The organism is Stutzerimonas urumqiensis, assembly GCF_003640395.1.
GTDB lineage: Bacteria > Pseudomonadota > Gammaproteobacteria > Pseudomonadales > Pseudomonadaceae > Stutzerimonas > Stutzerimonas urumqiensis.
In genome coordinates this window covers 44,377-70,428 of record NZ_RBZQ01000001.1, presented here as the reverse complement: position 1 = coordinate 70,428, position 26,052 = coordinate 44,377, and the positions used below count along the sequence as shown (strand labels likewise).

General features: G+C 68.5%; 20 protein-coding genes and 1 pseudogene. 6 read left to right on the top strand and 15 right to left on the bottom strand.

Annotated features, from left to right (window positions below; translation table 11 throughout):
* Positions 1 to 100: 100 nt before the first annotated feature.
* From D7325_RS00340 to D7325_RS00325, 4 genes are all read right to left on the bottom strand, one after another.
* On the bottom strand, positions 101 to 1,561 hold the full coding sequence (locus D7325_RS00340; protein ID WP_120994078.1) for a sodium-dependent transporter: 1,461 nt from the start codon (positions 1,559 to 1,561) through the stop codon (positions 101 to 103).
* 276 nt (positions 1,562 to 1,837) lie between these two features.
* Positions 1,838 to 3,241: a sodium-dependent transporter gene (locus tag D7325_RS00335; protein ID WP_120993029.1), complete on the bottom strand. Its 1,404-nt coding sequence runs from the start codon at positions 3,239 to 3,241 to the stop codon at positions 1,838 to 1,840.
* A gap of 124 nt (positions 3,242 to 3,365) precedes the next feature.
* Positions 3,366 to 4,430: a Glu/Leu/Phe/Val dehydrogenase dimerization domain-containing protein gene (locus tag D7325_RS00330; RefSeq protein ID WP_120993028.1), complete on the bottom strand. Its 1,065-nt coding sequence runs from the start codon at positions 4,428 to 4,430 to the stop codon at positions 3,366 to 3,368.
* A gap of 164 nt (positions 4,431 to 4,594) precedes the next feature.
* Positions 4,595 to 8,071: an indolepyruvate ferredoxin oxidoreductase family protein gene (locus D7325_RS00325; RefSeq protein ID WP_120993027.1), complete on the bottom strand. Its 3,477-nt coding sequence runs from the start codon at positions 8,069 to 8,071 to the stop codon at positions 4,595 to 4,597.
* A 198-nt stretch (positions 8,072 to 8,269) separates the two neighbouring features.
* Between D7325_RS00325 and D7325_RS00320 the strand changes: the two genes are divergently transcribed.
* Positions 8,270 to 8,737 carry an Lrp/AsnC family transcriptional regulator gene (locus D7325_RS00320; protein WP_120993026.1) on the top strand — a complete coding sequence of 156 codons (468 nt, stop codon included), beginning with the start codon at positions 8,270 to 8,272 and terminating at the stop codon, positions 8,735 to 8,737.
* A 63-nt stretch (positions 8,738 to 8,800) separates the two neighbouring features.
* Here the strand turns inward: D7325_RS00320 and D7325_RS00315 are convergent, their stop codons facing one another.
* From D7325_RS00315 to D7325_RS00275, 9 genes and pseudogenes are all read right to left on the bottom strand, one after another.
* A complete protein-coding gene (locus D7325_RS00315) occupies positions 8,801 to 10,012 on the bottom strand; it encodes an MFS transporter (RefSeq protein ID WP_120993025.1) in 1,212 nt (403 codons plus the stop codon).
* Entirely contained in the window at positions 10,009 to 10,755 is a 747-nt protein-coding gene (phnP, locus tag D7325_RS00310; protein ID WP_120993024.1) for a phosphonate metabolism protein PhnP, read from the bottom strand. Before phnP ends, D7325_RS00315 begins: the two co-directional genes overlap by 4 nt.
* A complete protein-coding gene (phnN, locus tag D7325_RS00305; RefSeq protein ID WP_120993023.1) occupies positions 10,746 to 11,312 on the bottom strand; it encodes a phosphonate metabolism protein/1,5-bisphosphokinase (PRPP-forming) PhnN in 567 nt (188 codons plus the stop codon). Before phnN ends, phnP begins: the two co-directional genes overlap by 10 nt.
* On the bottom strand, positions 11,312 to 12,457 hold the full coding sequence (locus D7325_RS00300; RefSeq protein ID WP_120993022.1) for an alpha-D-ribose 1-methylphosphonate 5-triphosphate diphosphatase: 1,146 nt from the start codon (positions 12,455 to 12,457) through the stop codon (positions 11,312 to 11,314). Before D7325_RS00300 ends, phnN begins: the two co-directional genes overlap by 1 nt.
* Positions 12,447 to 13,148 carry a phosphonate C-P lyase system protein PhnL gene (phnL, locus tag D7325_RS00295; RefSeq protein ID WP_120993021.1) on the bottom strand — a complete coding sequence of 234 codons (702 nt, stop codon included), beginning with the start codon at positions 13,146 to 13,148 and terminating at the stop codon, positions 12,447 to 12,449. Before phnL ends, D7325_RS00300 begins: the two co-directional genes overlap by 11 nt.
* A gap of 376 nt (positions 13,149 to 13,524) precedes the next feature.
* A complete protein-coding gene (gene phnK / locus D7325_RS00290) occupies positions 13,525 to 14,337 on the bottom strand; it encodes a phosphonate C-P lyase system protein PhnK (RefSeq protein ID WP_120993020.1) in 813 nt (270 codons plus the stop codon).
* A complete protein-coding gene (locus D7325_RS00285; protein WP_120993019.1) occupies positions 14,334 to 15,203 on the bottom strand; it encodes an alpha-D-ribose 1-methylphosphonate 5-phosphate C-P-lyase PhnJ in 870 nt (289 codons plus the stop codon). Before D7325_RS00285 ends, phnK begins: the two co-directional genes overlap by 4 nt.
* 89 nt (positions 15,204 to 15,292) lie before the next feature.
* A pseudogene (locus D7325_RS00280) lies at positions 15,293 to 15,559 on the bottom strand (carbon-phosphorus lyase complex subunit PhnI); the annotation flags it as partial.
* A gap of 411 nt (positions 15,560 to 15,970) precedes the next feature.
* Positions 15,971 to 16,408 carry a DUF192 domain-containing protein gene (locus D7325_RS00275; RefSeq protein ID WP_120993018.1) on the bottom strand — a complete coding sequence of 146 codons (438 nt, stop codon included), beginning with the start codon at positions 16,406 to 16,408 and terminating at the stop codon, positions 15,971 to 15,973.
* A 131-nt stretch (positions 16,409 to 16,539) separates the two neighbouring features.
* Between D7325_RS00275 and D7325_RS00270 the strand changes: the two genes are divergently transcribed.
* From D7325_RS00270 to D7325_RS00250, 5 genes are all read left to right on the top strand, one after another.
* Positions 16,540 to 17,964, top strand: coding sequence for a sigma-54 interaction domain-containing protein (locus D7325_RS00270; protein ID WP_120993017.1), 1,425 nt, complete (start codon positions 16,540 to 16,542; stop codon positions 17,962 to 17,964).
* 329 nt (positions 17,965 to 18,293) lie between these two features.
* A complete protein-coding gene (locus D7325_RS00265; protein WP_120993016.1) occupies positions 18,294 to 19,685 on the top strand; it encodes a GntP family permease in 1,392 nt (463 codons plus the stop codon).
* 98 nt (positions 19,686 to 19,783) lie between these two features.
* On the top strand, positions 19,784 to 20,554 hold the full coding sequence (locus D7325_RS00260; protein ID WP_120993015.1) for a 3-hydroxybutyrate dehydrogenase: 771 nt from the start codon (positions 19,784 to 19,786) through the stop codon (positions 20,552 to 20,554).
* Positions 20,555 to 20,654: 100 nt separating this feature from the next.
* Positions 20,655 to 22,610, top strand: a complete 1,956-nt coding sequence (locus tag D7325_RS00255) for an acetoacetate--CoA ligase (RefSeq protein WP_120993014.1) — start codon at positions 20,655 to 20,657, stop codon at positions 22,608 to 22,610.
* A 42-nt stretch (positions 22,611 to 22,652) separates the two neighbouring features.
* A complete protein-coding gene (locus tag D7325_RS00250; RefSeq protein ID WP_120993013.1) occupies positions 22,653 to 23,837 on the top strand; it encodes an acetyl-CoA C-acyltransferase in 1,185 nt (394 codons plus the stop codon).
* 3 nt (positions 23,838 to 23,840) lie between these two features.
* On the opposite strand, the gene D7325_RS00245 is transcribed toward D7325_RS00250, so the two are convergent.
* Together D7325_RS00245 and D7325_RS00240 are read right to left on the bottom strand one after the other, a co-directional pair.
* A complete protein-coding gene (locus tag D7325_RS00245; RefSeq protein WP_120993012.1) occupies positions 23,841 to 25,112 on the bottom strand; it encodes a cation:proton antiporter in 1,272 nt (423 codons plus the stop codon).
* A 2-nt stretch (positions 25,113 to 25,114) separates the two neighbouring features.
* Positions 25,115 to 25,894, bottom strand: a complete 780-nt coding sequence (locus D7325_RS00240) for a DNA-formamidopyrimidine glycosylase family protein (protein ID WP_120993011.1) — start codon at positions 25,892 to 25,894, stop codon at positions 25,115 to 25,117.
* Positions 25,895 to 26,052: the final 158 nt, after the last annotated feature.

The window sequence follows — 26,052 nt, the reverse complement described above, 5'->3', positions numbered from 1 at the left end:
GTGCCGGTCCGCAGAACGAAAAAAGGCGACACCCGCGGGCGTCGCCTTTTTTCGCATCACCACCCACCACGCCCTGCACGGCGCGGTGGCATTCACCGCATCAGGCGCGGACCCGTGCGCGCTGCATGCCGGGGCGCAGCAGCTCGCCAAGTACCGCCAGCGTACCGATAGCGCCGAGCACCCAGTACCAGCGCACCAGCGGGTCGAAGCCCAGCCAGCCGAGCGCATGGAGGAACACCAGCATGATCATCACCGGGCTCACGTAGCGGACCATGAACAGCCACAGCGCATAACCGCCGGCTGACAGGCCCAGCTCGTCGCGCATGATGCCGTCGCGCAGACAGTAGCCGGCGAGGATCGCCATCAGGATGCCTCCGAGCGGCATCATCCAGCGCGAGGTGAGGTAGTCCAGGCCGTCGAACAGCGTCATGCCGAACAGCTTCCAGTCCGCGCCCACATTGAACGAGAGCATCGCCAGCAGGCTGATCACCAGCAGCACCGCACCGGCCAACGCGGCGCCGCGTGGGCGGCTCAGGCCGTGCTTCTCGTTCAGGTAGGCGACCACCGCCTCGATCATCGAGATCGCCGAGGTCAGCGCCGCGACCGACACCATCGCGAAGAACAGCACGCCGAAGGCCGTGCCGAACGGCATCTGCTGGAACGCCAGCGGCAGGCTCATGAAGATCAGGCCGGGACCGGCGCTCGGGTCCATGCCGTTGGCGAAGATCACCGGGAAGATCGCCAGGCCCGCCAGCAGTGCGACGCAGGTATCGGCGATTGCGACGATGAAAGTGGTTCGCGCGATCGACTGACCATCGGGGATGTAGGAGCCGTAGGTCAGGATCGCCCCGCTCGCCAGGCTCAGCGTGAAGAACGCATGGCCGAGCGCCGCCAGCAGCGCCTCGCCGGACAGCTTGGACGCATCGAAGGTGAAGAGGAACGCCACGCCTTCGCCGAAGCTGCCATTGCTGAACGAGTAGCCGACCAGCACCAACAGCATCACCGCCAGGCCCGGCATCATCCAGCGGAAGGCCCGCTCCACGCCGGCCTGCACGCCCTTGCCGACGATCAGCAGGGTCAGCAGGGCGACCAGCACGCTCCAGCCACCGAGCGCCCAGGGGTTGGCGTTGTGCGACTCGAACACCGCGCCGAGCGCCTCGACGCTGGGCGCGGCGAGCGAGCCGTCGAGCATCTTCCAGGTGTAGGCGAAGGCCCAGCCGGCGACCACCACGTAGAAGCACAGGATCATGAAGCCGGCCAGCATCGCCATGCCGCCGACCGCCTTCCAGGCCGGGTTGCCGTTGTTCTCGCGAACCACCCGGCCGATGGCATCCAGCGGGCTGCCGCGCCCGCGCCGGCCGAGGGCGATCTCGGTGATCATCACCGGGATGCCGATGGCCAGGATGCACGCCAGGTACATCAGCACGAAGGCGCCGCCACCGTACTCGCCGGTGATGTAGGGGAATTTCCAGATATTGCCCAGCCCCACCGCGGAGCCGGTGGCCGCCAGGACGAAACCCCAGCGGGACAGCCAGAGGTTCTTCGGCTTTTCTCTACTCATCATTCACCTTTCTTGTTGTTGTGACAGCGCCGCCAGGAGGCGACGCGCAGCGCAAGGTTCTAGACCCGTGAGCCCATCACACGGGTTGCGCCGTCGGGCGGCAAGCCACCCGGCGACGCGTTGGCCGCCCGGCCCGCGCACGCGGTGTCAGCCTTGCCTTACAGCGGCGATACGGCCGCGCAGCCCGGTCACAACGGCCGGCAAGCGTAAGGAAAATCTGACAGTGCGGCACGTACTTCTTCCACGCGGCCCGACGGACCCGGCCGCGAGACGGCCTCAGAGCAGACCGACCAGGTTGAGAAACACCGCCACGATGCACATCGGCGTGACCAGCCGGATCAGCCACCACCACACCCGGAACAGGGCCGGCGAGCGCATCGCCATCGCCTCGCGCACCAGCCGCTCGTTCAGCGCCCAGCCGACGAACAGCACGATCCCCAGCCCGCCCAGCGGCATCAGCCAGTTGGTGGTGAGCTTGTCGAGCAGGTCGAAGAAGGTCCGGCCGAACAGGGTGTGCTCCGACCACAGGTTGAACGAGAACACGCTGCCCAGGCTCAGCACCCAGAGCACCGCGCCGCAGCCGAGCGTGGCCTTGATGCGCGTGGTCCGGTAGCGCTCGGTCAGCCAGGCGATGGCCGGTTCCAGCAGGGAGATGGTCGAGGTCAGCGCGGCGATCACCAGCATCACGAAGAACAACCCGCCGACCAGCATGCCCAGCGGCATCTGCCCGAAGGCGATCGGCAGCGTGACGAACAGCAACCCCGGCCCGGAGCCCGGTTCCAGGCCATTGCCGAACACCAGCGGGAAGATCGCCAGCCCCGCCAGCAGGGCCACCGTTGTGTCGGCGATCGCCACCATCAGCGCCGTCCGCGCGATCGAGGTGCCCTCCGGCAGGTAGGAGCCGTAGGTCATCATCGCGCCGCTGGCCAGGCTCAGCGTGAAGAAGGCATGGCCCAGCGCGACCAGCACGCTGGTGGCGGTCAGCTTGCTGAAGTCGGGGACGAAGAGAAATTCCACCGCCCGCAGGAACTCGCCGCTGACCGCCGAATAGGCGACCAGCACCAGCAGCAGCACGAACAGCCCCGGCATCATGAAGCGCAGCGACTGCTCCAGCCCGCGCCGCACGCCAAGCCCGACGATGGCCAGCGTGGCGGTGAGAATCAGCGTGCCGTACAGCACCAGCATGCCCGGCTCGGCCAGCATCGCGCCAAAGCGCGCCTCGCTCGCCTGCGGCGTGATGCCGGTGAACTGCCCGCCGAACAACGCCGGCACATAGGCCAGCGCCCAGCCGGCGATCACCGAGTAGAAGCTCAGGATCAGAAAGCCGGTGAGCCCGGCGACCCAGCCAAGCGTGCGCCAATGGCGACTGGCGCCGGCTTCGCGGGCGAGCGCGGCCATCGAGCCGGCCGGGTTGTGCCGCCCGCGTCGGCCGATCATCACCTCGGCCATCAGCAACGGAATGCCGATCAGCAGGATGCAGCCGAGGTACATCAGCACGAAGGCCCCGCCGCCGTTCTCGCCGGTGATGTAGGGAAATTTCCAGATGTTGCCCAGGCCCACCGCCGAGCCGGTGGCGGCGAGGAAGAATACCCAGCGGGACGACCAGAGCCCGCGCTGGCCCGCGCGCGCCTGGCGGCCGGCCTCGAGGGTGGCGGTAGCGGAAAGGCTGCTTTGCGACATGAACGGTTCCTTTTTGTTGTTGTGAATGGACGGCCGAAGCCGGTCCGGCTGGAACTGCGCCGGGATGTAAAAAAGCCCCGCCAGCCGGCGCCGGAGCGTCGGATGACGAGGCAAACCAGGAGAATCAGGCGTGAACCGGGCCGCGCAGGCGTTCGCGTGCCAGGCGATCGGCGATGACCGAGGTCGGCAGCCCCTCGGCCGCGGCGCGCTCGAAGATCAGCGCCAGGGTCGGCGCGATGCGCTCGACGTGCGCGCGGATCTGCGCCGGGCTGCCGCCGGTGCGCTCGTAGCAGACGTCGATGATGCCGCCGGCGTTGATGGCGTAATCCGGCGCGTAGAGGCAGTTGCGGCGCTGCAACTCGACGGCGATCTCCGGCGTGGCGAGCTGGTTGTTGGCTGCACCGGCGACAACGGGCGCACGCAGCGCTTCCAGCGTGTCGGCATTGAGGATGCCGCCCATGGCGCAGGGCGCGAAGACCTCGACGTCGAGCCCGTAGATGTCCTGCGGGCGCACCGCGCTGGCGCCCAGCTCGTCGACGGCGCGCTGCACGTTCGGCCCGTACACGTCGGTCACCCACAGCTGGGCACCGGCGGCGGTGAGCTGCTGAGCCAGGTCGAAGCCGACATGACCGACGCCCTGGATCGCCACGCGAACGCCGGACAGGTCGTCGCGCCCCAGGCGATGACGCACCGCCTCGCGCAGGCCGAGGAACACGCCATAGGCCGTCGAGGGCGACGGATCGCCATTGCGCATGCCGCCATCCAGCGCCTCGCGCGGCGTGGCACCCGATACATGCCGGGTGCGCTGCGCCATCAGCTGCATCTCCGGCACGCTGGTGCCCGAATCCGCGGCGGTGACGTAGCGCCCGCCGAGGCTGTCGACGAAATCGCCCATCGCATGGAAGAGCGCATCGGACTTGCCGCCGTGCGGGTCGCCGATGATCACCGCCTTGCCGCCGCCCAGCGGCAGCTCGGCCAGCGCCGACTTGTAGGTCATGCCGCGCGACAGCCGCAGCACGTCGCGCAGCGCGTCGTCGTCGCTGGCGTAGGGATACATGCGGCAGCCGCCGAGCGCCGGGCCGAGCCGGGTGTCGTGGATGGCGATGATGGCCTTCAGGCCGCTGGCCTTGTCGTGGCAGAAGACGACCTGTTCGTGGTCGTCGAAATCGGGATGAGCAAAAACGGACATGGGGGGCCTCTCTTGTTCTTGTAAACGATGCGCGCCGTCAGGGCGCGTTTTGGAATCGGTTCGTGGCCGGTTCGCGGGAGGAACCTGTTGTCCCCCTCGCTCCTACGACGGCACCTTGTAGGAGCGACCTTGGTCGCGAACCGGGGCCACGCGGCTTCAGGTCGTTACGCCGCCGAATGAAACAACCGCACCGGCTGCGCCTCATCGCCGGTCGCGAGCTGCTCGGTCAGCAGCTTCTGCCGCTGACGGACCGCGGCGACGCTGCGCTCCTTGATCGGGCCGAAGCCACGGATCTGCTCGGGCAGCGCGGCGATGGCCACGGCCGTGCGGTAGTTGCCGGGCTTGAGCTGGCTCAGCAGCGACTCGACGGTGCGCTCGTATTCCCCGATCAGCTCGCGCTCGAGCTTGCGGTCAGCGCCGTAGCCGAACGGATCGAGCGGTGTGCCGCGCAGGAAGCGGAACTTCGCCAGCACCTCGAAGGCGTTGAGCATCCACGGGCCGAACTCGCGCTTGCGCGGCTCGCCGGTCACCGGGTCGCGCTTGGCCAGCCAGGCCGGCGCCAGGTGGAACTGCAGCCGGTAGTCGCCTTCGAACTGCGACGCGAGGCGCTGGCGGAAGGCCGGCTCGCTGTACAGCCGCGCCACTTCGTACTCGTCCTTGTAGGCGAGCAGCTTGAAGTAGTAGCGCGCCACCGCCTCGGTCAGGGCCTGATCGGGCTCGCGGTCAGCCTGCCGCACCCGCTCGACCAGCGCCTGGTAGCGCCGGGCGTAACGGGCGCTCTGGTAGCGAGTGAGGAAGTCCACGCGCCAGGCGATGATCTCGTCGACCGTTTCGCAGCGCGGCTCGGCCTGTTCGACCGGGCGGGCCAGCGACTCGACCGCCTCGCGCTCATGCGCGGCGCGGCGGCCCCAGCGGAACGCCTCGCGGTTGAGCTTGACGCCGACGCCGTTGAGCTCGATGGCCTGCTCGATCGCCGCCACCGACAGCGGCACCAGCCCTTTCTGCCAGGCGAAGCCGAGCAGGAAGAGGTTGGTGGCGATGCTGTCGCCCAGCAGCCGGGTGGCCAGCCGGGTGGCGTCGATGAAGTGGGTCTTGTCCGCGCCCACCGCATCGACGATCGCCTGGCGCATGGCCTCGCCCGGCACCTGGGCGTCGGGGTTGCGGGTGAATTCGGCGGTGGCCGATTCGTGGCTGTTGATCACCGCATGGCTGGTCTTGTCGTTCAGGCGGGTCAGCGCATCGTCACCGGCGGCGACGATCAGGTCGCAGCCGAGGATCAGGTCCGCCTCGCCCGCGGCGATACGCACGGCGAAGATGTCGTCCTGCTTGGCGGCAATGCGGATATGGGTCACCACCGGGCCGAACTTCTGCGCCAGCCCGGCCTGGTCGAGCACCGTACTGCCCTTGCCTTCCAGGTGCGCGGCCATGCCCAGCAGCGCGCCGAGGGTAGTCACGCCGCTGCCGCCGACGCCCGGCACCAGAATGTTCCAGGGCCGGTCGAGGGCCGGCATGCGCGGGACGGGCAGATCGTCCTGGCGCGCTGCGGCGCCCAGCGCCTCGGGCTTGCGCAGCCCGCCGCCGTGGACGGTGACGAAGCTCGGGCAGAAGCCTTCGACGCAGGAGAAATCCTTGTTGCAGGCGTTCTGGTCGATCTCGCGCTTGCGGCCCAGCTCGGTTTCCTTCGGCAGTACCGACAGGCAGTTGGACTTCTCGCCGCAGTCGCCGCAGCCCTCGCAGACCGCCTCGTTGATGAAGGCGCGCTTGGCCGGGTCTTCCAGCTTGCCGCGCTTGCGCCGGCGGCGCTTCTCGGTGGCGCAGGTCTGGTCGTAGATGATCACCGAGACGCCCTTGAACTCGCGCAGCTCGCGCTGCACGGCGTCCAGTTCGCGGCGGTGATGGAAGGTGGTGATCGGCGCGAAGGTCTCGCGGGTCGGGTACTTTTCCGGCTCGTCGGACACCAGCGCGATGCGCTGCACGCCCTCGTTGAAGACCTGCCGGCTGAGCTGGTCGACGCGCAGTTCGCCGTCGATGGGCTGGCCACCGGTCATGGCGACGGCGTCGTTATAGAGGATCTTGAAGGTGATATTCACCCCCGACGCCACCGCGGCGCGCACCGCCAGATGGCCGGAGTGGAAGTAGGTGCCATCGCCGAGGTTCTGGAACATGTGCGGCGTGTCGGTGAACGGCGCCTGGCCGATCCAGTTCACCCCTTCCCCGCCCATCTGGGTGAAGGTCTCGGTGCGCCGATCCATCCACTGGACCATGTAGTGGCAGCCGATGCCGGCCGCGGCGCGGCTGCCTTCGGGCACCTTGGTGGAGGTGTTGTGGGGGCAGCCGGAGCAATAGTGCGGCGTGCGCACGGTGTTGTAGCTGCGCGCGGCCAGCGCCTTTTCCTTGGCGTCGAGAAACGCCAGGCGGGCCTGGATGCTGTCGCTGGAATAGATCGGCGCAAGCCGCTTGGCGATCACCCGGGCGATTTGCGCCGGGGTCAGTTCGGAGAGGTTCGGCAGCAACGAGCAGCCCTGCTCGTCGAACTCGCCGACCACCCGCGGGCGCTTGCCGACCGGCCAGTTGTACAGCTGGCCGGTGACCTGGTCCTCGATCACGCTGCGCTTTTCCTCGACGACCAGGATCTCGTCGAGGCCCTCGGCGAACTCGTGCACCGAGACCGGTTCCAGCGGCCAGCTCATGCCCACCTTCAGCACGCGCAGCCCGACCTGGGCGCACAGCGCTTCGTCCAGGCCGAGGTCATCCAGCGCCTGGCGTACATCCAGGTAGCTCTTGCCGGTGGTGATGATCCCCAGGCGCGGCGTGGGCGAGTCGATCATCACCCGGTTGAGGTGGTTGGCGCGGGCGAAGGCGCGCGCGGCGTAGATCTTGTACATGTTCAGGCGCTTTTCCTGCGCCAGCGGCGGGTCGGGCCAGCGGATGTGCACGCCGTCCTCGGGCAGCTCGAAATCCGCCGGGACGACCGTCTGGATGCGCGCCGGATCAACCTCGACGACCGCCGAGGAATCGACGTTCTCGGCGATGGTCTTGAGCGCCACCCAGCAGCCGGAATAGCGCGACAGCTCCCAGCCGATGATCCCGTAGTCGAGGATTTCCTGGACGTTGGCCGGGTTCAGCACCGGAATCGATGCGGCGATGAAGGCGTGTTCGCTCTGGTGGGCGATGGTCGAGGACTTGCAGCCGTGGTCGTCGCCGGCCAGCAGCAGCACGCCGCCATGCGGCGAAACGCCCGCCGAGTTGCCGTGCTTGAACACGTCGCCGCAACGGTCGACGCCGGGGCCCTTGCCGTACCACATGGCAAACACGCCGTCGTACCGGGCGCCGGGAAACAGGTTGGTCTGCTGGCTGCCCCACACGGCCGTGGCCGCCAACTCTTCGTTGACGCCGGGCTGGAAGTGGATGGCGTGTTCCTTGAGGAATTCGCGTGCCTCCCAGAGGCTCTTGTCGAGCCCGCCGAGCGGCGAGCCGCGGTAGCCGGAGATGAAGCAGCCGGTGTTCAGGCCGCGAGCCTGGTCGCGCTGGTGCTGCAACATGGGAAGGCGGGTCAGCGCCTGGGTACCGGTGAGGTACAGATGACCCGTGGCTAAACGGTATTTGTCGTCCAGGCGGATATCGGCCAGGGATTGCGACATGGGTGGCTCCTGTTTCTTCTTGTCCGGAGTCGGGGCGACGGGATCACCGTGCCCACCCTGTGCGACGGGGGATCGCCCCGTCGGCACGCGTTGCACACATCTTGGACGTGACGCGCAGGCTTTTTCTTTCTACTTTTGCCCTTGCGAGCGCGTGCGCTGCATGAACAATCCAACCAGAACAAGAAAAGAGAACAGGCCATGCAAACCCCGCTGAGCAGCCTGGATCGCAAGATCCTCCTGCTGCTGCAACACAACGCCGACCTCTCGGCCGCCGAGATCGCCGAGAAGGTCGAGCTGTCGCAATCGCCATGCTGGCGGCGCATCCACCGCATGCAGGAAGACGGCGTGATCGAGCGCAAGGTGGCGCTGCTCAATCCGAAGAAGCTCGGGCTGGGGATGACGGTGTTCGTCAACATCAAGCTCTCGGCCCACGGCCGCAACAACCTGGCCGAGTTCGAGGCGGCGATCGTCGGCTACGCCGAAGTGCTGGAATGCCACACCATGGCCGGCGAGTCGGACTACCTGCTCAAGGTGGTGGCCAAGGACATCGACCATTACGAACGCTTCCTGCGCGACCACCTGTTGCAACGCCCGCACGTGCAGGAAGCGCACTCGCACATCGCCATGAGCGAGGTGAAGCGCACTACGGAGTTGCCGCTGGATTGAGGGCGCGACCCCGCAGAGCCTGGGGCCAACCTTTTCCAGCACACCAGCTCCCCGCCGCACCCGCTATGCGGCGGGTTGGGCCAGGCCAGACAGCGACGCCCTGCTGCGCGCCCAATGGAGCGCCGCCGGGCCGATCAACAGTAATGCGCCCATCAGCCCGAACGCCGCCCACCAGCCGGCGAGCGCGTGGGCCCCGATGGCATCGAGCGTAATGCCGAACAGCAACGGACCCAGGAAGGCGCCGGTGAAGCCGGTGCAGGAATACAGCGCCATCGCCGCGCCGCGATGGCTGGCGGGCGCAACCGCAATCAGGCCCGCGGTAAGCGCGGCGGAATCGGCGGTGACGGTCAGGCTGTACAGCCCAATCAGCAACAGCAAGGCCCAGAACGGCAGTGCCGCGCCGAGCCCCAGCACGGCAGCGAGCAGCGCCGAGGCGGCCATCACCCCGATCAGCCAGCGTCCGCGGCCGTAGCGCAGCGCCAGTTCGTTGCCGAGGATGCTCGCCGGCATGCCGATCAGTGTCGCCAGGGTGGCGACCCAGGTCGCCGAGAGCCATGCCGGCTGGGCCTGCCAGTCCGCGGCGAACACCACGAAGGCCACCAGCCAGGCGCGAAAGGCGAACAGCTCCAGGTTGTGCATCGCGTAGGCCAGGCAATAGGCGAGCACGGGCCGGTCGAGCAACGGCCGAAAATCCCATCGCCCCCGCGACGCCTGTACCGTCGCTGGCTTGCTGGGCAGGCCACGCCAGACCAGGGCCCAGGCGATCAGTGCGCCCACCGCGCTGAGCAGCGCCGGCAGTTGCCAGCCGCCGAGTCGCGCCAGCTCGCCGGTGAGGATGAACGACAGCGCGGTGCCCAGGCCGAAACTGGCGGTATAGAAAGCGATCGCCCGCGATTGCGCCGCGCCGTCGATCCGCTCCGAGAGCGCCTTGAGCCCCGGCATGTAGGTCCCGGCCAGCCCGACACCCGCCAGCAGGCGCCAGAGCAGCGCTGACCAGAAACCGTCGGCCAGGGCGAAGCCGGCACTGGCCACGGCGGTCAGCAGCATCGCCCAGAGGTAGATGGTGCGGGCATCGTGGCGGTCGGTCAGGCCGGTCAGCAGCGGCACCGCCAGCATGTAGCCGAGGAAGAAGCCGCCGCCGATCCAACCCGCCTCGGTGTAGCTCAGCCCCCACAGCGTCTGAAATTCCGGCAGCAGCGCCGCGAACAGGGCGAAGCCGGCCATGCCGAGGGTCTCGGCCGTGCACAGCAGCAGCGTCAGGCGCCGGGCGTTCACAACACGCGCCCGTCATGGGCGAGGCTGACGCCTTCTGGCAGCGCGTCGGGACGCTCCATCAGCCAGGCGTCGAGGGTGTGGCCGATGTGGGTCAGCACGGTTTCGGCCGGGCGCAGCCGCTCGACGATGTCCAGCGCGCGGGGCAGGTCGTTGTGGTTGCGCGGTTCGGCCTGCGGCGGCGAGGAGCAGTCGAGCACCAGCACGTTGAGCGGTGCCGAGGCGAGAAACGCGGCGCTGGGGTCGGACAGCCCCAGGGTGTCGGTGAGGTAGGCGATCCGCCGGCCGCCGCCTTCGAGCAGGTAGCCGAAGGTCAGCCTGGAATGCTCCAGCGGCACGGCGCTGACCCGCAGACTACCCAGCGAGCGAGGCTCGAACGGCCGGAACGGCGCCGAGAAATCGAGAATGCCCGGATGCTTGTAGAGATCGGCCAGGCCCTCGGGATCGGGCGGCCCGTGTACGGGAATCGTCAGCCCCAGTCCCCAGCGCAGGTGCAGCAGGCCCTGGGCGTGGTCGGCGTGGTAGTGGGTGAGCAGGATGCCGGCGAGGCTGTGCGGCGGGAAGCGCTCGGTCAGGTCGGTGAGACCGGCGTCGATCAGCCAGCGCTCGCCATCGCATTCGACCAGCGCGCAGCAGGGGCCACGGCGGTGTCCGGGCTGGCGCCGGGCGCGTTCGCAGGCCATGCAATCGCAGCCGTACACCGGGACCTGCCGGGCATTGCCGCTGCCGAGCAGGGTCAGCCGCATGCCCGGCTCCTGCCGACCAGCTCGACCAGCGCACCCACGGCGTGGGCCAGCGGGCCGGAGTTGTCGATCCGCACCCAGTCACCGGCCTCGGCGCCCAGGTCGCGGGTCAGTTCGGCGCTGCGTCGCAACCGCGCCTCGATCTGCTCTGCGGTCTCCCGGCCGCGCGCCAGCAGGCGCTGGCGCAGCACCTCCGGCTCGACGCTCAGCAGCACGGCCAGCAGGTCGGGATAGCGCTGGCGCGCCACCGGTAGATGGGCGCGCGAGCCATTCACCAGCACCGAATGGCCGGCCGCCAGCCAGTCGTCGATGTCCCGCGGGATGCCGTAGGCCAGTCCGTTGGCGCGCCAGTGCAGGGCGAAGGCGCCCGCCTCCACCCGCTGCTCGAACGCCTCGGGGCTGACACCCAGCGCATCTTCGCCCGCCGCCTCGGCGGACCGGGTGATGACCCGCCGGGCGATCCGGCAGCCCTCGGCCTCCAGGATCGGGCGCGCGGCCTGCAGGACGCTGTCCTTCCCGGCGCCCGAGGGCCCCATGAGGTAGATGAGTGTGCCTGTCATCAGAAGACCCTGTTCCCCTCCCGCCAGACCTGGCGGATCACCGGTTGCGCCTGTTTCACCCGCGCCTGCAACAGGTCGGCGCGCAGCCCCACGCGAAGCTCGCCGCGGTCGTGCAACCCGGCCGCCTTTGCCGGCGCATGGCTGACGGTGGCGATGGCACGCGGCAGGTCGTAGTCGTTGTCCTGCTCGGCGAGCTGCAACGCGGCCTGCAACAGACTGGCCGGATAGTAGTCGCTGGAGAGGATGTCCAGCACGCCGTGACGCGCCAGCTCCGCGGCCGCGATATTGCCCGAATGGGAACCGCCGCGGACGATGTTCGGCGCCCCCATCAGCACGCTCAAGCCTAGCGCGTGGCTGGCCTGCGCCGCCTCCACGGTCGTCGGAAACTCGGCGATGGACATGCCGAAGCCGGCCGATTCCTGCGCATGCGCGGGGGTCGCGTCATCGTGGCTGGCCACCGCCAGGCCGCGCGCCTGACATTCCTCGACCACGGCGCGGCGGTGCTTGTCGCTGTACTGACGCGAATTGGCCTTCTGCTCGGTGGTGAAGGCGTCCATCTCGGCGGCGCTCAGGTGGTACTTGCCCATGTAGTACTCGCGGTACTTGGATTCCAGCGCGAACTGGCGCTGGCCCGGCGAGTGATCCATGACCGAGACGAGCTGCACCAGCGGATGCTCGACCAGATCGCGGAACACGCTGAGCACGTCCGGGTGGCACAGCTCGCAGCGCAGATGCAGGCGGTGCTCGGCGCGGGTGTGGCCGTCCTGCGCGGCGCTGGCGATCGCCTCGAGCATGATCGGCAGCTGCTGCATGCGCTTGCCCCTGGGGTTCACGTCGCCGATCGACAGCGCATCGAACACCGTGGTGATGCCGGCGGCGACGATCTGCGCGTCGTGGGTGAGCACGGCCGAGGCGGAGGGCCAGTCGACGCCCGGGCGCGGGGTCATGTGCTTTTCCAGGTTGTCGGTGTGCAGCTCGATCAGCCCCGGCATCAGGTAGTCGCCGTCCAGGTCGTGCGCCTGCGGCAGCTGGCTGCGGCCCTCCTCGACCGCCGCGATGAGGCCGTCGCGCACCACCAGGGTGCCGTCGATCACCCGGTCGGCGGTGACCAGCCGGGCGTTGGTGAAAATCTGTTCAGCCGGCATGGGCGAGCTCCTCGGGGGTCATGTCCAGGTAACGATCGGCGACGGCCTTGCGGGCCGCGCGGTCGTGAAAGATGCCGATCAGCGCGGCGCCGGCGGCCTTGGCTTCGCCGATCAGCTCCAGCACCACCTGGCGGTTGGTCTCATCGAGCGAAGCGGTGGGCTCGTCGAGCAGCAGCACCGGCCACTCCACCATGAAGCCGCGCGCCAGGTTGACCCGCTGCTGCTCGCCGCCGGAAAAGGTACCGGGCGCCAGCGTCCAGAGGCGCTCGGGAATGTTCAGCCGGGCCAGCAGGCGCTTGGCCCGCGCCTCGGCTTCGGTCCGGTTCCAGCCGCGCGCCAGCGCCGGCTCCATGACCACGTCCAGGCACGAGACCCGCGGAATCACACGCAGGAACTGGCTGACATAGCCGATGGTTTCGCGCCGTACCGACAGCACCTGGCGCGGCGCGGCACCCACCAGCTCCAGCGGCTCGCCACGATGGCGCACACGGATGCTGCCCTCGGCCAGGTAGTTGCCGTAGAGGGTGCGCAGCAGCGTCGACTTGCCCGCGCCGGACCGGCCATGCAGCACCAGGCATTCACCAGCGCCGACGGCGAAGCCGACGCCCTCAAGGACATTCAGCACCACCCCGTGCTGCTGATGCAGGGTGAAGCGTTTACGGAGGTCGCGGACTTCGATCAGGTTATTCATGGGTTACCTCCGAACCAGAAAAGAGAGTGAAACCACCTCGCCACGCCCAGCCCGCACGCCGCACCGCCCCCCTGTAGGAGCCAGCTTGCTGGCGAAGCTTTTGGCCTAGGGCCGCTCACCTCGCGTGCAAGCCGGTTCGCGAGCAAGAACCCGGCGCCGCTCGCGCCTACGAAAGGAACCGAGCTCACTGCACGCCCCCAGCCCACACCAAGCCCCTGTAGGAGCCAGCTTGCTGGCGATGCTTTTTGGCTCAAGCCGCTTGCCTCGGGAGTGGGCCAGTTCGCGAGCAAGAACTCGGCGCCCCCCTCGCTCCTACGAGAGGAGCCGAGGTGGGCGGTGTCGGAATGAGGGTCACTCGACGGCAGACAGAAGCGACTCATGGCTGCAACACCGAGGACACCAGCAACTGCGTGTAGGCGTGCTGCGGGTCGTCCAGGACCTGGTCAGTCAGGCCGGTTTCCACCACGCGCGAGCGGCGCATTACCATCAGCCGGTCGGCCAAGAGGCGCGCCACGGCGAGGTCGTGGGTGACGATGACGACCGCCAGGTTCAGCTCGCGCACCAGGCCGCGCAGCAGGTCGAGCAGGCGCGCCTGGACCGAGACGTCGAGCCCGCCGGTGGGCTCGTCCATGAACACCAGGCGCGGGCCGGAGACCAGGTTGCGGGCGATCTGCAAGCGCTGCTGCATGCCGCCGGAAAAGGTGGTCGGCCGGTCGTCGATGCGCGCCGGGTCGATCTCCACCTGCCGGAGCCAATCGAGCCCCGCCTGGCGGAGACGGCCGTAGTGGCGATCGCCCTGGGCCATCAGTCGTTCGCCGATGTTGGCGCCGGCTGAAACGCCCATGCGCAGGCCATCGCGCGGGTTCTGCTCGACGAAGCCCCATTCGGTGCGCAGCAGGGTGCGGCGCTCGGCCTCGCTGGCGGCGTAGAGATCGACCCAGGCGCCGCCGCGGGCGCGATAGGCCACGGCGCCGCGGTCCGGCACACAGCGTCCGGAGAGCAGGCCGAGCAGCGTCGACTTGCCGGAACCGGATTCGCCGACGATGCCCAGCACCTCGCCGGGATGCAGTTCGAAGTCGACCGCCTGGCAGCCCTTGTCCGGGCCGTACAGGCGGGTCAGGCCGTTCACCTTGAGCAACGGCGTGTCGAGGTCGACGAGGGGTTGGGATAGCGGCTGAGCGGCATTCATCGCCCGGTCTCCTGTTCGCTGAGGCGCTGGGTGCAGTAGTCGGTGTCGGAGCAGACGAAGCGCTTGCCGCCGGCGTCGTCGACGATCAGCTCGTCGAGGAAGGAGTCGCGGCTGCCGCAGACGGCGCAGTGCTCGTCCCAGGCTTGCACGGCGAAGGGGTGGTCCTCGAAATCCAGGCTCTCGACCCGCGTATAGGGCGGCACCGCGTACAGGCGCTTCTCGCGGCCGGCGCCGAACAGCATCAGCGCCGGGTTCATGTCGAGCTTGGGGTTGTCGAATTTGGGAATCGGCGACGGGTCCATCACGTAGCGCCCGTCCACCGACACCGGGTAGGCGTAGGCGGTGGCGATGTGGCCGAAGGTGGCGATGTCCTCGTAGAGCTTGACGTGCATGACGCCATAGTCGCCCAGCGCGTGCATGGTGCGGGTTTCGCTTTCCGAGGGCTCGATGAAGCGCAGCGGCTCGGGGATCGGCACCTGGAACACCAGGATCTGGTCGTTGGAAAGCGCCGTTTCCGGGATGCGGTGACGGGTCTGGATGACCGTCGCCTCGGGCGTGCGGGTGGTGGTGGCGACCCCGGCGGTGCGGGCGAAGAAGCGGCGGATCGACACCGCGTTGGTGGTGTCGTCGGCGCCCTGGTCGATGACCTTGAGCACATCGTCGGTGCCGAGGATGGCGGCGGTCAGCTGCATTCCGCCGGTGCCCCAGCCGTAGGGCAGCGGCATCTCGCGGCCGCCGAACGGCACCTGGTAGCCGGGAATGGCCACGGCCTTGAGCAGCGCGCGGCGGATCATGCGCTTGGTCTGCTCGTCGAGGTAGGCGAAGTTGTAGCCGGGAGCGTCGAAGGTGGTTGGCGAGGCGGTCATGCGCGGTTTTCCTTCAGGGGGCTGGCCTTCAATGGGCTGGCGTCCAGGGGGCTGGCCTCGAGCGAATCGGCCCCGGCCGGGCGGGCATCGGCCGCTTGCGGCTCGGCCGGGCGGCGCAGCGTGCGGATCAGTTCGAGTTCGGCCTGGAAGTCGACGTAATGCGGCAGCTTGAGGTGCGAGACGAAACCGGCCGCCTCGACGTTGTCGCAGTGCATGAGGACGAATTCCTCGTCCTGCGCCGGGCCCTGCACCTGCTCGCCGTACTCGTCGGCACGCAGCGCGCGATCGACCAGCGCCATGCCCATCGCCTTGCGCTCGGCATAACCGAACGCCAGGCCGTAGCCGCGGGTGAACTGCGCCTCGGCCGCAGCGAAAGGCCGAGCCCGTAGGCAAATTCAGGCACGCAGCGAATCCGGCACAGGGCGGATTCAGGAGCGCAGCGAACAATCCGCCTCCGCTGCGCCAGGGCGAAATCGGCGCATTGCTTCGCGAATGCGCCCTACCGGGCTGTCATGGCGAGCGATCGTGCGCGGATGCGCGATCCGTGCGGCCCGCTTCGCGAGCAAGCTCGCTCCTACGGAAAGCCAACAGCGGGGTGCTTGCCTCCTACGGAAAGCCGACACCGCGTGCTTGTCTGTAGGAGCGAGCTTGCTCGCGATCAGATCACCGCGGCGAAAGGCCGAGCCCGTAGGCGGATTCAGGCACGCAGCGAATCCGGCGCAGGGCGAATTCAGGAGCGCAGCGAACAGTCAGCCGCCGCACGGTCGCTAGTCCGGCAGCCCGGTCACTTCGGCAGCGGGGTTGACCCCGTTGCGCTCGAACCAGCCCTGCGGCACTTCCAGTGCATAGCGTGCAGGCTCGGTCGAGCAGCGAATCTCCAGGCTCAGCGGCTCGAGGTCGATCAAGTCGACGATGCGCCCGTGTTCGTCGATGAACGCCGCGGACAGCGGCAGCGGCGTGTTCTTCATCCACAGGCACTGGCGGGCGGAGGCCGGAAAATGCAGCAGCATGCCCTCGCCGTCCGGCAGCCGTTCGCGCTGCATCAGGCCGCGCTGGCGGGCGGCGTCGCTGGCGGCGTATTCCGCGCGCACCGGGACGTCGCCGACCTGCAACGACAACCTCTCCGGCTCGGCCACTGCCGGCGCGCTCGCGGCGACGCAGAGCGCCAGGGACAGCAGGGTCGACGACGAGACGGAAGGCAGCATGGAGGACTCCTGAATGGTGAAAACGACGGGGCGCTGGCCGTGCGACCACCCGTTCCGCGCGCGCATGCGTGCGTGAAGGACACCACCCGCTTGCAGTAGAGTGCGGCGCCTGTGGCCCAACGAGAACCCTCATGGACAACGCCGACCGCCTCAAGGATTACCAGCATGTGCGCCTGCTGGCGATCCGCTCGCTGTTCGAGATCATCGAGCAATCGAGCGAGGGCACCATCGTGGTCGATCGCCAGGCGCGCATCGTCTGGATGAACGAACGCTACGCGCGCCGCTTCGGGCTGGCCAGCGCGGACGAGGCGATCGGCCAGCCCTGCGAGCGGATCATTCCCGGCAGCCTGTTGCGCGAGGTGGTGCACAGCGGCCAGCCGATCCTGCTGGACATGCTCGACACGCCGAACGACCCGCTGGTGGTGATGCGCCTGCCGATCCATGACGACCACGGCGAGGTGATCGGCGCCATCGGCTTCGCCCTGTTCGATGAATTGCAGACGCTGTCGCCGCTGGTCACGCGTTACCTCGGCATGCAGGCCGAGCTGGCCTCGACCCGCTCGCTGCTGCGCGCGCGCCAGGCCAAGTACAGCTTCGCCAACTTCATCGGCACCAGCGCCGCCACGCTGGAGATCAAGCGCCGGGCGCGACGCGGGGCGGCCAGCGATTCGCCCATCCTGCTGCTCGGCGAGACCGGCACCGGCAAGGAGCTGCTGGCGCACGCCATCCACCATGCCTCGCCGCGCGCGAACAAGCCGTTCGTCAGCGTCAACACGGCCGCCATTCCCGAAACCTTGCTGGAGGCCGAGTTCTTCGGCACGGCACCGGGCGCCTTCACCGGCGCCGATCGCAAGGGTCGCCCCGGCAAGTTGCAGATCGCCCAGGGCGGCACGCTGTTCCTCGACGAGATCGGCGACATGCCGCTGGCCTTGCAGAGCAAGCTGTTGCGCGTATTGCAGGAGAAGGAGTTCGAGCCGGTCGGCTCCAACGAAATCCAGCACAGCGACGTGCGCCTGATCGCCGCCACCTCGATCGACCTGGACGCGGCGGTGCGCGAGGGGCGCTTTCGCGCCGACCTGTACTACCGCCTGAACGTGCTGCCGCTGCGGGTGCCGCCGCTGCGCGAACGCCTGGCCGACCTGCCGGCACTGTGCGAAGCCATCCTCGACGAGCTGCCGGGCCAGCATGAACTGTCTGCCGAGGCGCTCGCCCTGCTCGGCCGGCACGCCTGGCCCGGCAACATCCGTGAGCTGCGCAACGTGCTGGAACGGGCGGCGCTGCTGGCTGATGAGCCGGTGCTCGGCGAGGCCGCGCTGCGCGAAGCCATCGGCACGCTGCAACCGGTGCCGCAGACGACGCCGATGACGCTGCCTGCCGCGCCCTTCAGCGGCACCTTCCACGAGGCGCGGGCCGCCTTCGAGCGACAGTTGATCGAAACGGCACTGGCCGACTGCGGCGGCAAGGTGCCTGAAGCCGCCGTCCGGCTGGGGCTGGGGCGTTCGACGCTGTACAAGAAGATGGCCGTGCTCGGCATCGTGGAGAAGACGGCGCCCTGATTCCTGTCCCGCTTCTTGGACAGTGTCTCCTTTCCGAGACAATACGCATGAGGCCGGGATAGGTGTGTCTTGGCGCCGCTTCGGCGACTTCGGCGCGATGATTGTCTCTCAACGTAGACAGGTCCCGCCCTACCCCGTTGGCGCCACAGCGACTATTTCCAATGAGATCAATCACTTAGCGTTTTGGCATAGAACTCGCTAACGCCCTGCCGTGCGGATCATCCGCAGCCGACAACAAAAACAACACAGCGCCCTGCGACCACGCAGCGGAGGTACCAGCACGCTTCGGCAGCGGCTGGCGCGCCCGTGCCGCAGGCTGGAGACCCACGATGAGCGTATTCATCGCCCTCGCCGCCCTGGCGGTTCTGATGCTCGCCGCCTACCGCGGCTACAGCGTCATCCTGTTCGCCCCGATCGCCGCCCTCGGCGCGGTCCTGCTGACCGACCCCTCGGCCGTGGCACCGGCGTTCACCGGCATCTTCATGGAGAAGATGGTCGGCTTCATCAAGCTGTACTTCCCCGTCTTCCTGCTCGGCGCCGTGTTCGGCAAGCTGATCGAGCTGTCCGGCTTCTCGCGCTCGATCGTCGCCGCGGCCATCCGCCTGCTCGGCACGCGCCAGGCGATGCTGGTGATCGTGCTGGTCTGCGCGCTGCTGACCTACGGCGGCGTGTCGCTGTTCGTGGTGGTGTTCGCGGTCTACCCGTTCGCCGCCGAGATGTTCCGCCAGAGCGACATTCCCAAGCGCCTGATTCCGGCCACCATCGCCCTCGGCGCCTTCTCCTTCACGATGGATGCGCTGCCCGGCACGCCGCAGATCCAGAACATCATCCCCACCACCTTCTTCGGGACCACCTCCTGGGCGGCGCCCTGGCTGGGCGTGATCGGCACGCTGTTCGTGTTCAGCGTCGGCATGCTGTACCTGCGCCGCCAGCTCGCCAAGGCACAGCGCAACGGTGAGGGCTACGGCACGGCGCTGCGCAACGAGCCCGAAACGCCGGACGACATCGACTTGCCCAATCCCTGGCTCGCGCTGTCGCCGCTGATCCTGGTCGGCGTCGCCAACCTGCTGCTCACCCGCTGGATTCCGACGCTCTACGGCCCGACCCACAGCCTGCAACTGGCCGGCATGGCGGCGCCGCTGCAGACCGACGTCGGCAAGCTGACGGCCATCTGGGCCGTCGAAGCCGCGCTGCTGCTCGGCATCCTGCTGGTGCTGATCGCGGGCTTCCGGGCGATTCGCGCCAAGCTCGCCGAAGGCACCAAGACCGCGGTCGGCGGCTCGCTGCTGGCGGCGATGAACACCGCGTCCGAGTACGGCTTCGGGGCCGTGATCGCCTCGCTGCCGGGCTTTCTGGTCCTTGCCGACGCGCTGAAGAACATCCCCAACCCGCTGCTCAACGAAGCCATCACCGTGACGCTGCTGGCCGGCATCACCGGCTCGGCCTCGGGTGGCATGAGCATCGCGTTGGCCGCCATGTCCGACACCTTCATCGCGGCCGCGAACGCCGCGAACATCCCGCTGGAAGTGCTGCACCGCGTCGCCTCGATGGCCAGCGGCGGCATGGACACGCTGCCGCACAACGGGGCGGTGATCACCCTGCTCGCGGTGACCGGCCTGACCCACCGCGAGGCCTACAAGGACATCTTCGGCATCACCCTGATCAAGACGCTCGCCGTGTTCGTGGTGATCGGCGTGTTCTACGCGACCGGCATCGTCTGAGCGACCGAACGGCAACTGGCCGCCCGCTCCACTACGCTTGGAGCTCGGTCGAACAATCCGTCACACGACGCCGGATGCGTCGAAAGGAGACAACAACAATGACCCTCAAAGGCAAGACCGCACTGGTCACCGGCTCCACCAGCGGCATCGGCCTCGGCATCGCCGACGCGCTGGCCCGCGCCGGGGCGGACGTGATGCTCAACGGCTTCGGCGACGTCGAGGCCGCGCTGAACCGGGTAAGCAGCCACGGCGGCCGCGTGGTGCACCATCATGCCGATGTGTCCCGGCCCGACCAGATCGCCGAGATGATCGCGCGCACCGAACAGGCGTTCGGCCGGCTGGACATCCTCGTCAACAACGCCGGCATCCAGCATGTGGCGCCGGTCGAGCAGTTCCCGGTCGAGCGCTGGGACGCGATCATCGCCATCAACCTGTCGTCGGTGTTCCACGCCACCCGGCTGGTGCTGCCCGGCATGCGCGAGCGCGGCTGGGGACGCATCGTCAACATCGCCTCGGCGCACGGGCTCGCGGCGTCGGCGCAGAAGGCCGCCTATGTCGCCGCCAAGCACGGCGTGGTCGGCCTGACCAAGGTCGTCGCGCTGGAAACGGCGACCACGCCCATCACCTGTAACGCCATCTGCCCCGGCTGGGTGCTGACGCCGCTGGTGCAGCAGCAGATCGATGCGCGCGCCCAGGTCGACGGTGATACCGAACGCGCCCGCCGCGAGCTGCTCGGCGAGAAGCAGCCGTCGCTCGCCTTCGTCACGCCCGAACAGCTCGGCGAGCTGGCGCTGTTCCTGTGCAGCGATGCCGCGGCCGAGGTGCGTGGCGCCGCCTGGAACATGGACGGCGGCTGGCTCGCGCAATGACCGCAACCGCCAAGCCGAGCCAGGGCGTCGCACGACGCCTAGACTGATTTCATCCCACACGAGGCGCGCTGCCGCGCAGCGACACGAGGACCGAAACGACATGCAGCAACCCCTTTGGACCCCGTCGGCCGACCGTATCGCCGACACCCGGATGGACGCCTTCCGCCGCTTCGTCAACGAGCGACACACGCTGGACCTCGCTGACTACCCTGCCCTGCACCAGTGGAGCATCGACCAGCGTCCGGCCTTCTGGCAGGCGATCGTCGAGTTCTTCGACCTGCGCTTCCACGCCACGCCGCGGGCCGTGCTGGAGGAAGGGCCAGCCATGCCGGACGCCCGCTGGTTTCCGGGCGCGACGCTGAATTTCGCCGAGCACCTGCTGCGTCGGCGTGACGACCGGCCCGCGCTCGTCGCCATCGGCGAAGACGGCAGCCGCGAGCAGCTCACCCATGCCGAGCTCGCCGCCCACGTCGCCGGGCTGCAACGCAGCCTGCAAGCGGCCGGTGTCGGCGTCGGCGACCGCGTCGCGGCCTTCATGCCCAACACCTGGCAGACGGTCGTCGGCATGCTCGCGACCACCAGCCTCGGCGCGACCTGGTCGTCCTGCTCGCCGGACTTCGGCACCCAGGGCGTGATCGACCGCTTCGGCCAGATCGAACCCAAGGTCCTGATCGCCTGCGCGGGCTATCGCTACGCCGGCAAGACGCTCGACCTGACCGACAAGCTCAACGAGATCCTCGCCCGCCTGCCGAGCCTCGGGCAGCTCGTCGTGGTGCCCTATGCCAAGCCGGACGCCCGCCCGAGCGACTACCGCACCAGTGCCGCGGTCGCCTGCTGGCAGGACTTCTACCAGCCGGGTGGCGAGCCGGAGTTCGTCCCGGTGCCGTTCGAGCAGCCGCTGTACATCCTTTACTCGAGCGGCACCACCGGCGTGCCCAAGTGCATCGTGCATGGCACGGGCGGCACCCTGCTGCAACACGTGAAGGAACTGGGCCTGCACACCGACCTCAGCGCCGATGACACCCTGTTCTACTTCACCACCTGCGGCTGGATGATGTGGAACTGGCTGGTGTCGGGCCTGGCCCTCGGCGCCACGCTCGTGCTGTTCGACGGCTCGCCGTTCCACCCCGGCGCCGAGCGGCTGATGGACCTGATCGACGCCGAGGACATCAGCGTCTTCGGCACCAGCGCCAAGTACCTCGCCGCCCTGGAAAAGGCCGGTGCGCGCCCGCGCGAAAGCCATCGGCTGGCCCGGCTCAAGGCGATCCTCTCGACCGGCTCGCCGCTGGCGCACGAGAGCTTCGAGTACGTCTACCGCGACATCAAACCCGAGCTGTGCCTGTCGTCGATCTCGGGCGGCACCGACATCGTGTCCTGCTTCGCCCTCGGCAACCCGGTGCTGCCGGTGCGGCGCGGCGAGCTCCAGTGCAAGGGCCTGGGCATGGCGGTCGAGGTCTGGGATGACGACGGCCGCCCCGTGCAGGGGGAGAAAGGCGAGCTGGTCTGCACCCGCCACTTCCCGGCGATGCCGGTGGGCTTCTGGAACGACCCGGACGGCGCCAAGTTTCGCAGTGCCTACTTCGAGCGCTTCCCGGGCGTCTGGGCGCACGGCGACTACGCCGAGGAAACCGCGCATGGCGGGCTGATCATCCACGGCCGTTCGGATGCCGTGCTCAACCCCGGCGGCGTGCGCATCGGCACCGCGGAGATCTACCGGCAGGTGGAGAAGGTCGACGAAGTGCTCGAATCCATCGCCATCGGCCAGGACTGGGACGGCGACGTGCGCGTGGTGCTGTTCGTCCGACTGCGCGAGGGCATCGCGCTGGACGACGCTCTGCGCACACGCATCTGCCAGACCATCCGCGCCAACACCACGCCGCGCCACGTGCCGGCGCGCATCGTTCAGGTCATGGACATCCCGCGCACCATCAGCGGCAAGATCGTCGAGCTGGCGGTGCGCAACGTCGTCCACGGCCAACCGGTGAAGAACACCGACGCGCTGGCCAACCCGGCCGCGCTGGAGCAATTCCGCGACCGCGCCGAACTCAAGAGCTAATCGGCGCCAGAACAGCACCAGAACAACAGGAGGAGCGAACAGATGCACAAAGACCCGATCGTGATCGTCGGCAGCGCCCGCACCCCGATGGGCGGCTTTCTCGGTGACCTGGCGCCGCTGAGCGCGCCGCAACTGGGCGCGGCGGCCATTCGTGCGGTCGTCGAGCGCAGCGGCCTGGCCGCCTCGGCGGTGGATGAGGTGCTGTTCGGCTGCGTGCTGTCGGCCGGCCTCGGCCAGGCGCCGGCGCGCCAGGCGGCGCTGGGTGCCGGGCTTGGCGACGGCGTGCCCTGCACGACAGTCAACAAGATGTGCGGCTCGGGCATGCAGGCGGTGATGCTCGGCCACGACCGCCTCCTCGCCGGCAGCGCCACGGCCGTCGTCGCGGGCGGCATGGAGAGCATGTCCAACGCGCCCTACCTGCTCGAACGCGCCCGCGCCGGTTACCGGATGGGCCACGGCAAGGTGATCGACCACATGTTCTTCGACGGCCTGGAAGACGCCTACGAGCCGGGCCGGCTGATGGGCACCTTCGCCGAGGACTGCGCCAGCCAGTATGGCTTCACCCGCGAGCAGCAGGACGCCTACGCCGCCGCCTCGCTGACCCGCGCGCAACAGGCGATGGCCGAAGGCCGGTTCCGTGACGAGATCGTCCCGCTCGAGGTGCAGGTACGCAAGGAAACGCGCATCGTCGAACACGACGAGCAGCCGCCGAAAGCCCGTCCGGACAAGATCGGCCAGCTCAAGCCGGCCTTCCGCGAAGGCGGCACCGTGACCGCCGCCAATGCCAGTTCGATCAGCGATGGCGCGGCCGCGCTGCTGCTGATGCGCCGCTCGGAAGCCGAGCGCCGGGGGCTCCGGCCGCTGGGGGTGATCCACGGCCATGCGAGTTACGCCGCCGCGCCCAGCCTGTTCCCGACCGCGCCGGTGGGCGCCATCAACCGGCTGCTGGAACGCACCGGCTGGGCCGCGTCGGAGGTGGATCTGTTCGAGATCAACGAGGCCTTCGCCGTGGTGCCGCTGGCGGCGATGCGCGAGCTGAGGCTGCCGCACGAGAAGGTCAATGTGGAAGGTGGCGCCTGCGCGCTGGGCCATCCGATCGGCGCGTCCGGCGCGCGCATCCTGGTGACGCTGCTCGCCTCGCTGCGCAACCGCGGCCTGCGCCACGGCGTGGCGGCGGTGTGCATCGGCGGCGGCGAGGCAACGGCGGTGGCGATCGAGCGGCTGTAGGGCTCAGTGGCCCGGCGGCTGGTCCGCCGGGCAATCGCCGTAGAGCGACTTCACCAGCTTGCCGATGGTCAGGCCCTGCAACAGGATCGACGTCAGCACCACCACGTAGGTCAGCGTCAGCAGCAGATCGCGTGATTCACCTGCCGGCAGCGAGAGCGCCAGCGCCACCGATATCCCGCCGCGCAGGCCACCCCAGGTGAGGATGCGCACCGTGCCCTTGCTGACCTGCTCCGCCCCGCGCGATCGGCTTCGCAACAGCAGCACCGGCGGGGCCAGCGTCAGCACGCGCGACCCCAGTACCACCAGCGCCAGCAGAACCCCGGCCGCAAAGTGCAACCAGTCGAACGGCAGGATCAGGATTTCCAGGCCGATCAGCGCGAACAGCAGTGCATTGAGGATTTCGTCGATCAACTCCCAGAAGCCATCGACGTAGCGCCGCTCCTCTTCGGTCATCGAGCGCTTGCGTGCCACGTTGCCGACGATTAGACCGGCCACCACCATCGCGATCGGTGCCGACAGGTGCAGGTGGGTGGCCACCGCCGAACCGCCGAGCACAAGCGCCAGCGTCAACATCACCGTCGGCTGGTATTCCTCGACATGACCGGCCAGGAACGCCATCAGATAGCCGAGGGCCAGACCCAGCAGCGCGCCGCCGATGGCTTCCTCGACGAACAGCAGCCCGATCTTGCCCGCCGTCGGAACGGTCCCCTCGGCCAGCACCGTCAGCATGATGCTGAACACCACCACCGCCACGCCGTCGTTGAACAGCGACTCGCCGACGATGGTGGTTTGCAGCGGTTGCGGCGCCCCGCTGGTCTTGAGGATGCCCATCACCGCGATCGGATCGGTCGGTGAGATGAGCGCCCCCAGCAGCAGGCAATAGATCAGGTCGGTCGGCCAGCCGAACCAGGCCAGCGCGTAGTACATCACCCCGCCGATGATGAAGGTCGACAGCAGCACGCCAGCGGTCGCCATCAGGCCGATAGGCCACTTGTAGCTGCGCAAGTCCGCCAGATCGACATGTAGCGCCCCGGCGAACAGCAGTGCCGGCAGGAACCAGGTCATCAGGATTTCCGAGAAATCGAGCTGCCGCACGATCTGCCCGATTTCCGTCTCGAGCACCGGGTAGCCCAGCCAGGCCAGACCGTAAGCGAGCAGCGACAGCACCAGCGCCACGGCCATGACACCGATGGTCGGCGGCAGGCGCAGGAACCGGTAGTTGAGGTAGGTGAAAAAGGCGGTCAGCGCGATGAACGCGGCGGCGAGGTCGAGCATCGTCACTCCGTGGCGTCGGTGGGTGGGGTCGGCTCGGTGGGGTCGTCGCCACCGTAGCGTTTCTGGCAGCGCTCGCAGAAGAAGCTGCGCCGGTTGGTCTTGCCCAGGTGCGCCTTGATCAACGGAATGTGGCAGCGCGGGCAAGTCGTTTTGGTGTGGGCCAGCCAGTGCTGCTTGAGCACGAAGGCCTTCTTCCATTCCAGGAATTCGAAGCTGTACACCCGCACCTGCTCGACCAGCTCGGCCAGCTTGCGCGGCGGCAACGCGCCGATGCGCGACAGCGGGTGCACGCGGATGCGAAACAGCACCTCGTTCTTGATGATGTTGCCGGAGCCGGCGAACACGTCCTGATCGAGCAGCGCATCGCAGGCCAGCATGTGCGGCTGCGCGCGCAACTTCTTGCGGGCAAGTGCCGGGTCCCAGAGGCCGCTCATCACATCGGTGCGCCAGTCATAGAGCACATCGAGCGGCTGATCGAGAAACCGCACCGAACAGGCGTAGAGGTTCAGCTCGCCGTTGGGAAAACCGAGGCTGACCCGCGGCGTGCTCTTCTCCTTGCGCTCATCGACCCGGTAACTGCCGAACAGCAGCAAATGCACACGCAGCGAAAAGGCCTCGAACTCGATCAGGTACTGCTTGCCGTAGCTGCGGATCGAACGCACCCGGGCACCCTCCAGCCGGGACAGATCGAGGCGACTGTTGCCGCCCACGCGCTCGACCGGCTGGCCGACGAACTGCTCGGTTTCCTCACGAAGAATGACGATCGATGGACCTTCAGGCATGACGGCGTTCCGGCTGCTTTCCAATATCGACCCCACCCCACCGGCCAAGGGTTCCACCCGATCCGCCCATCCGTGCGCGGCGGGCCCGGCGTTTCGCCGCGGGATCTGAATCGCGAGCAAGCTCGCTCCTACAGACAAGCAGCGCGGTGTTGGCTCTT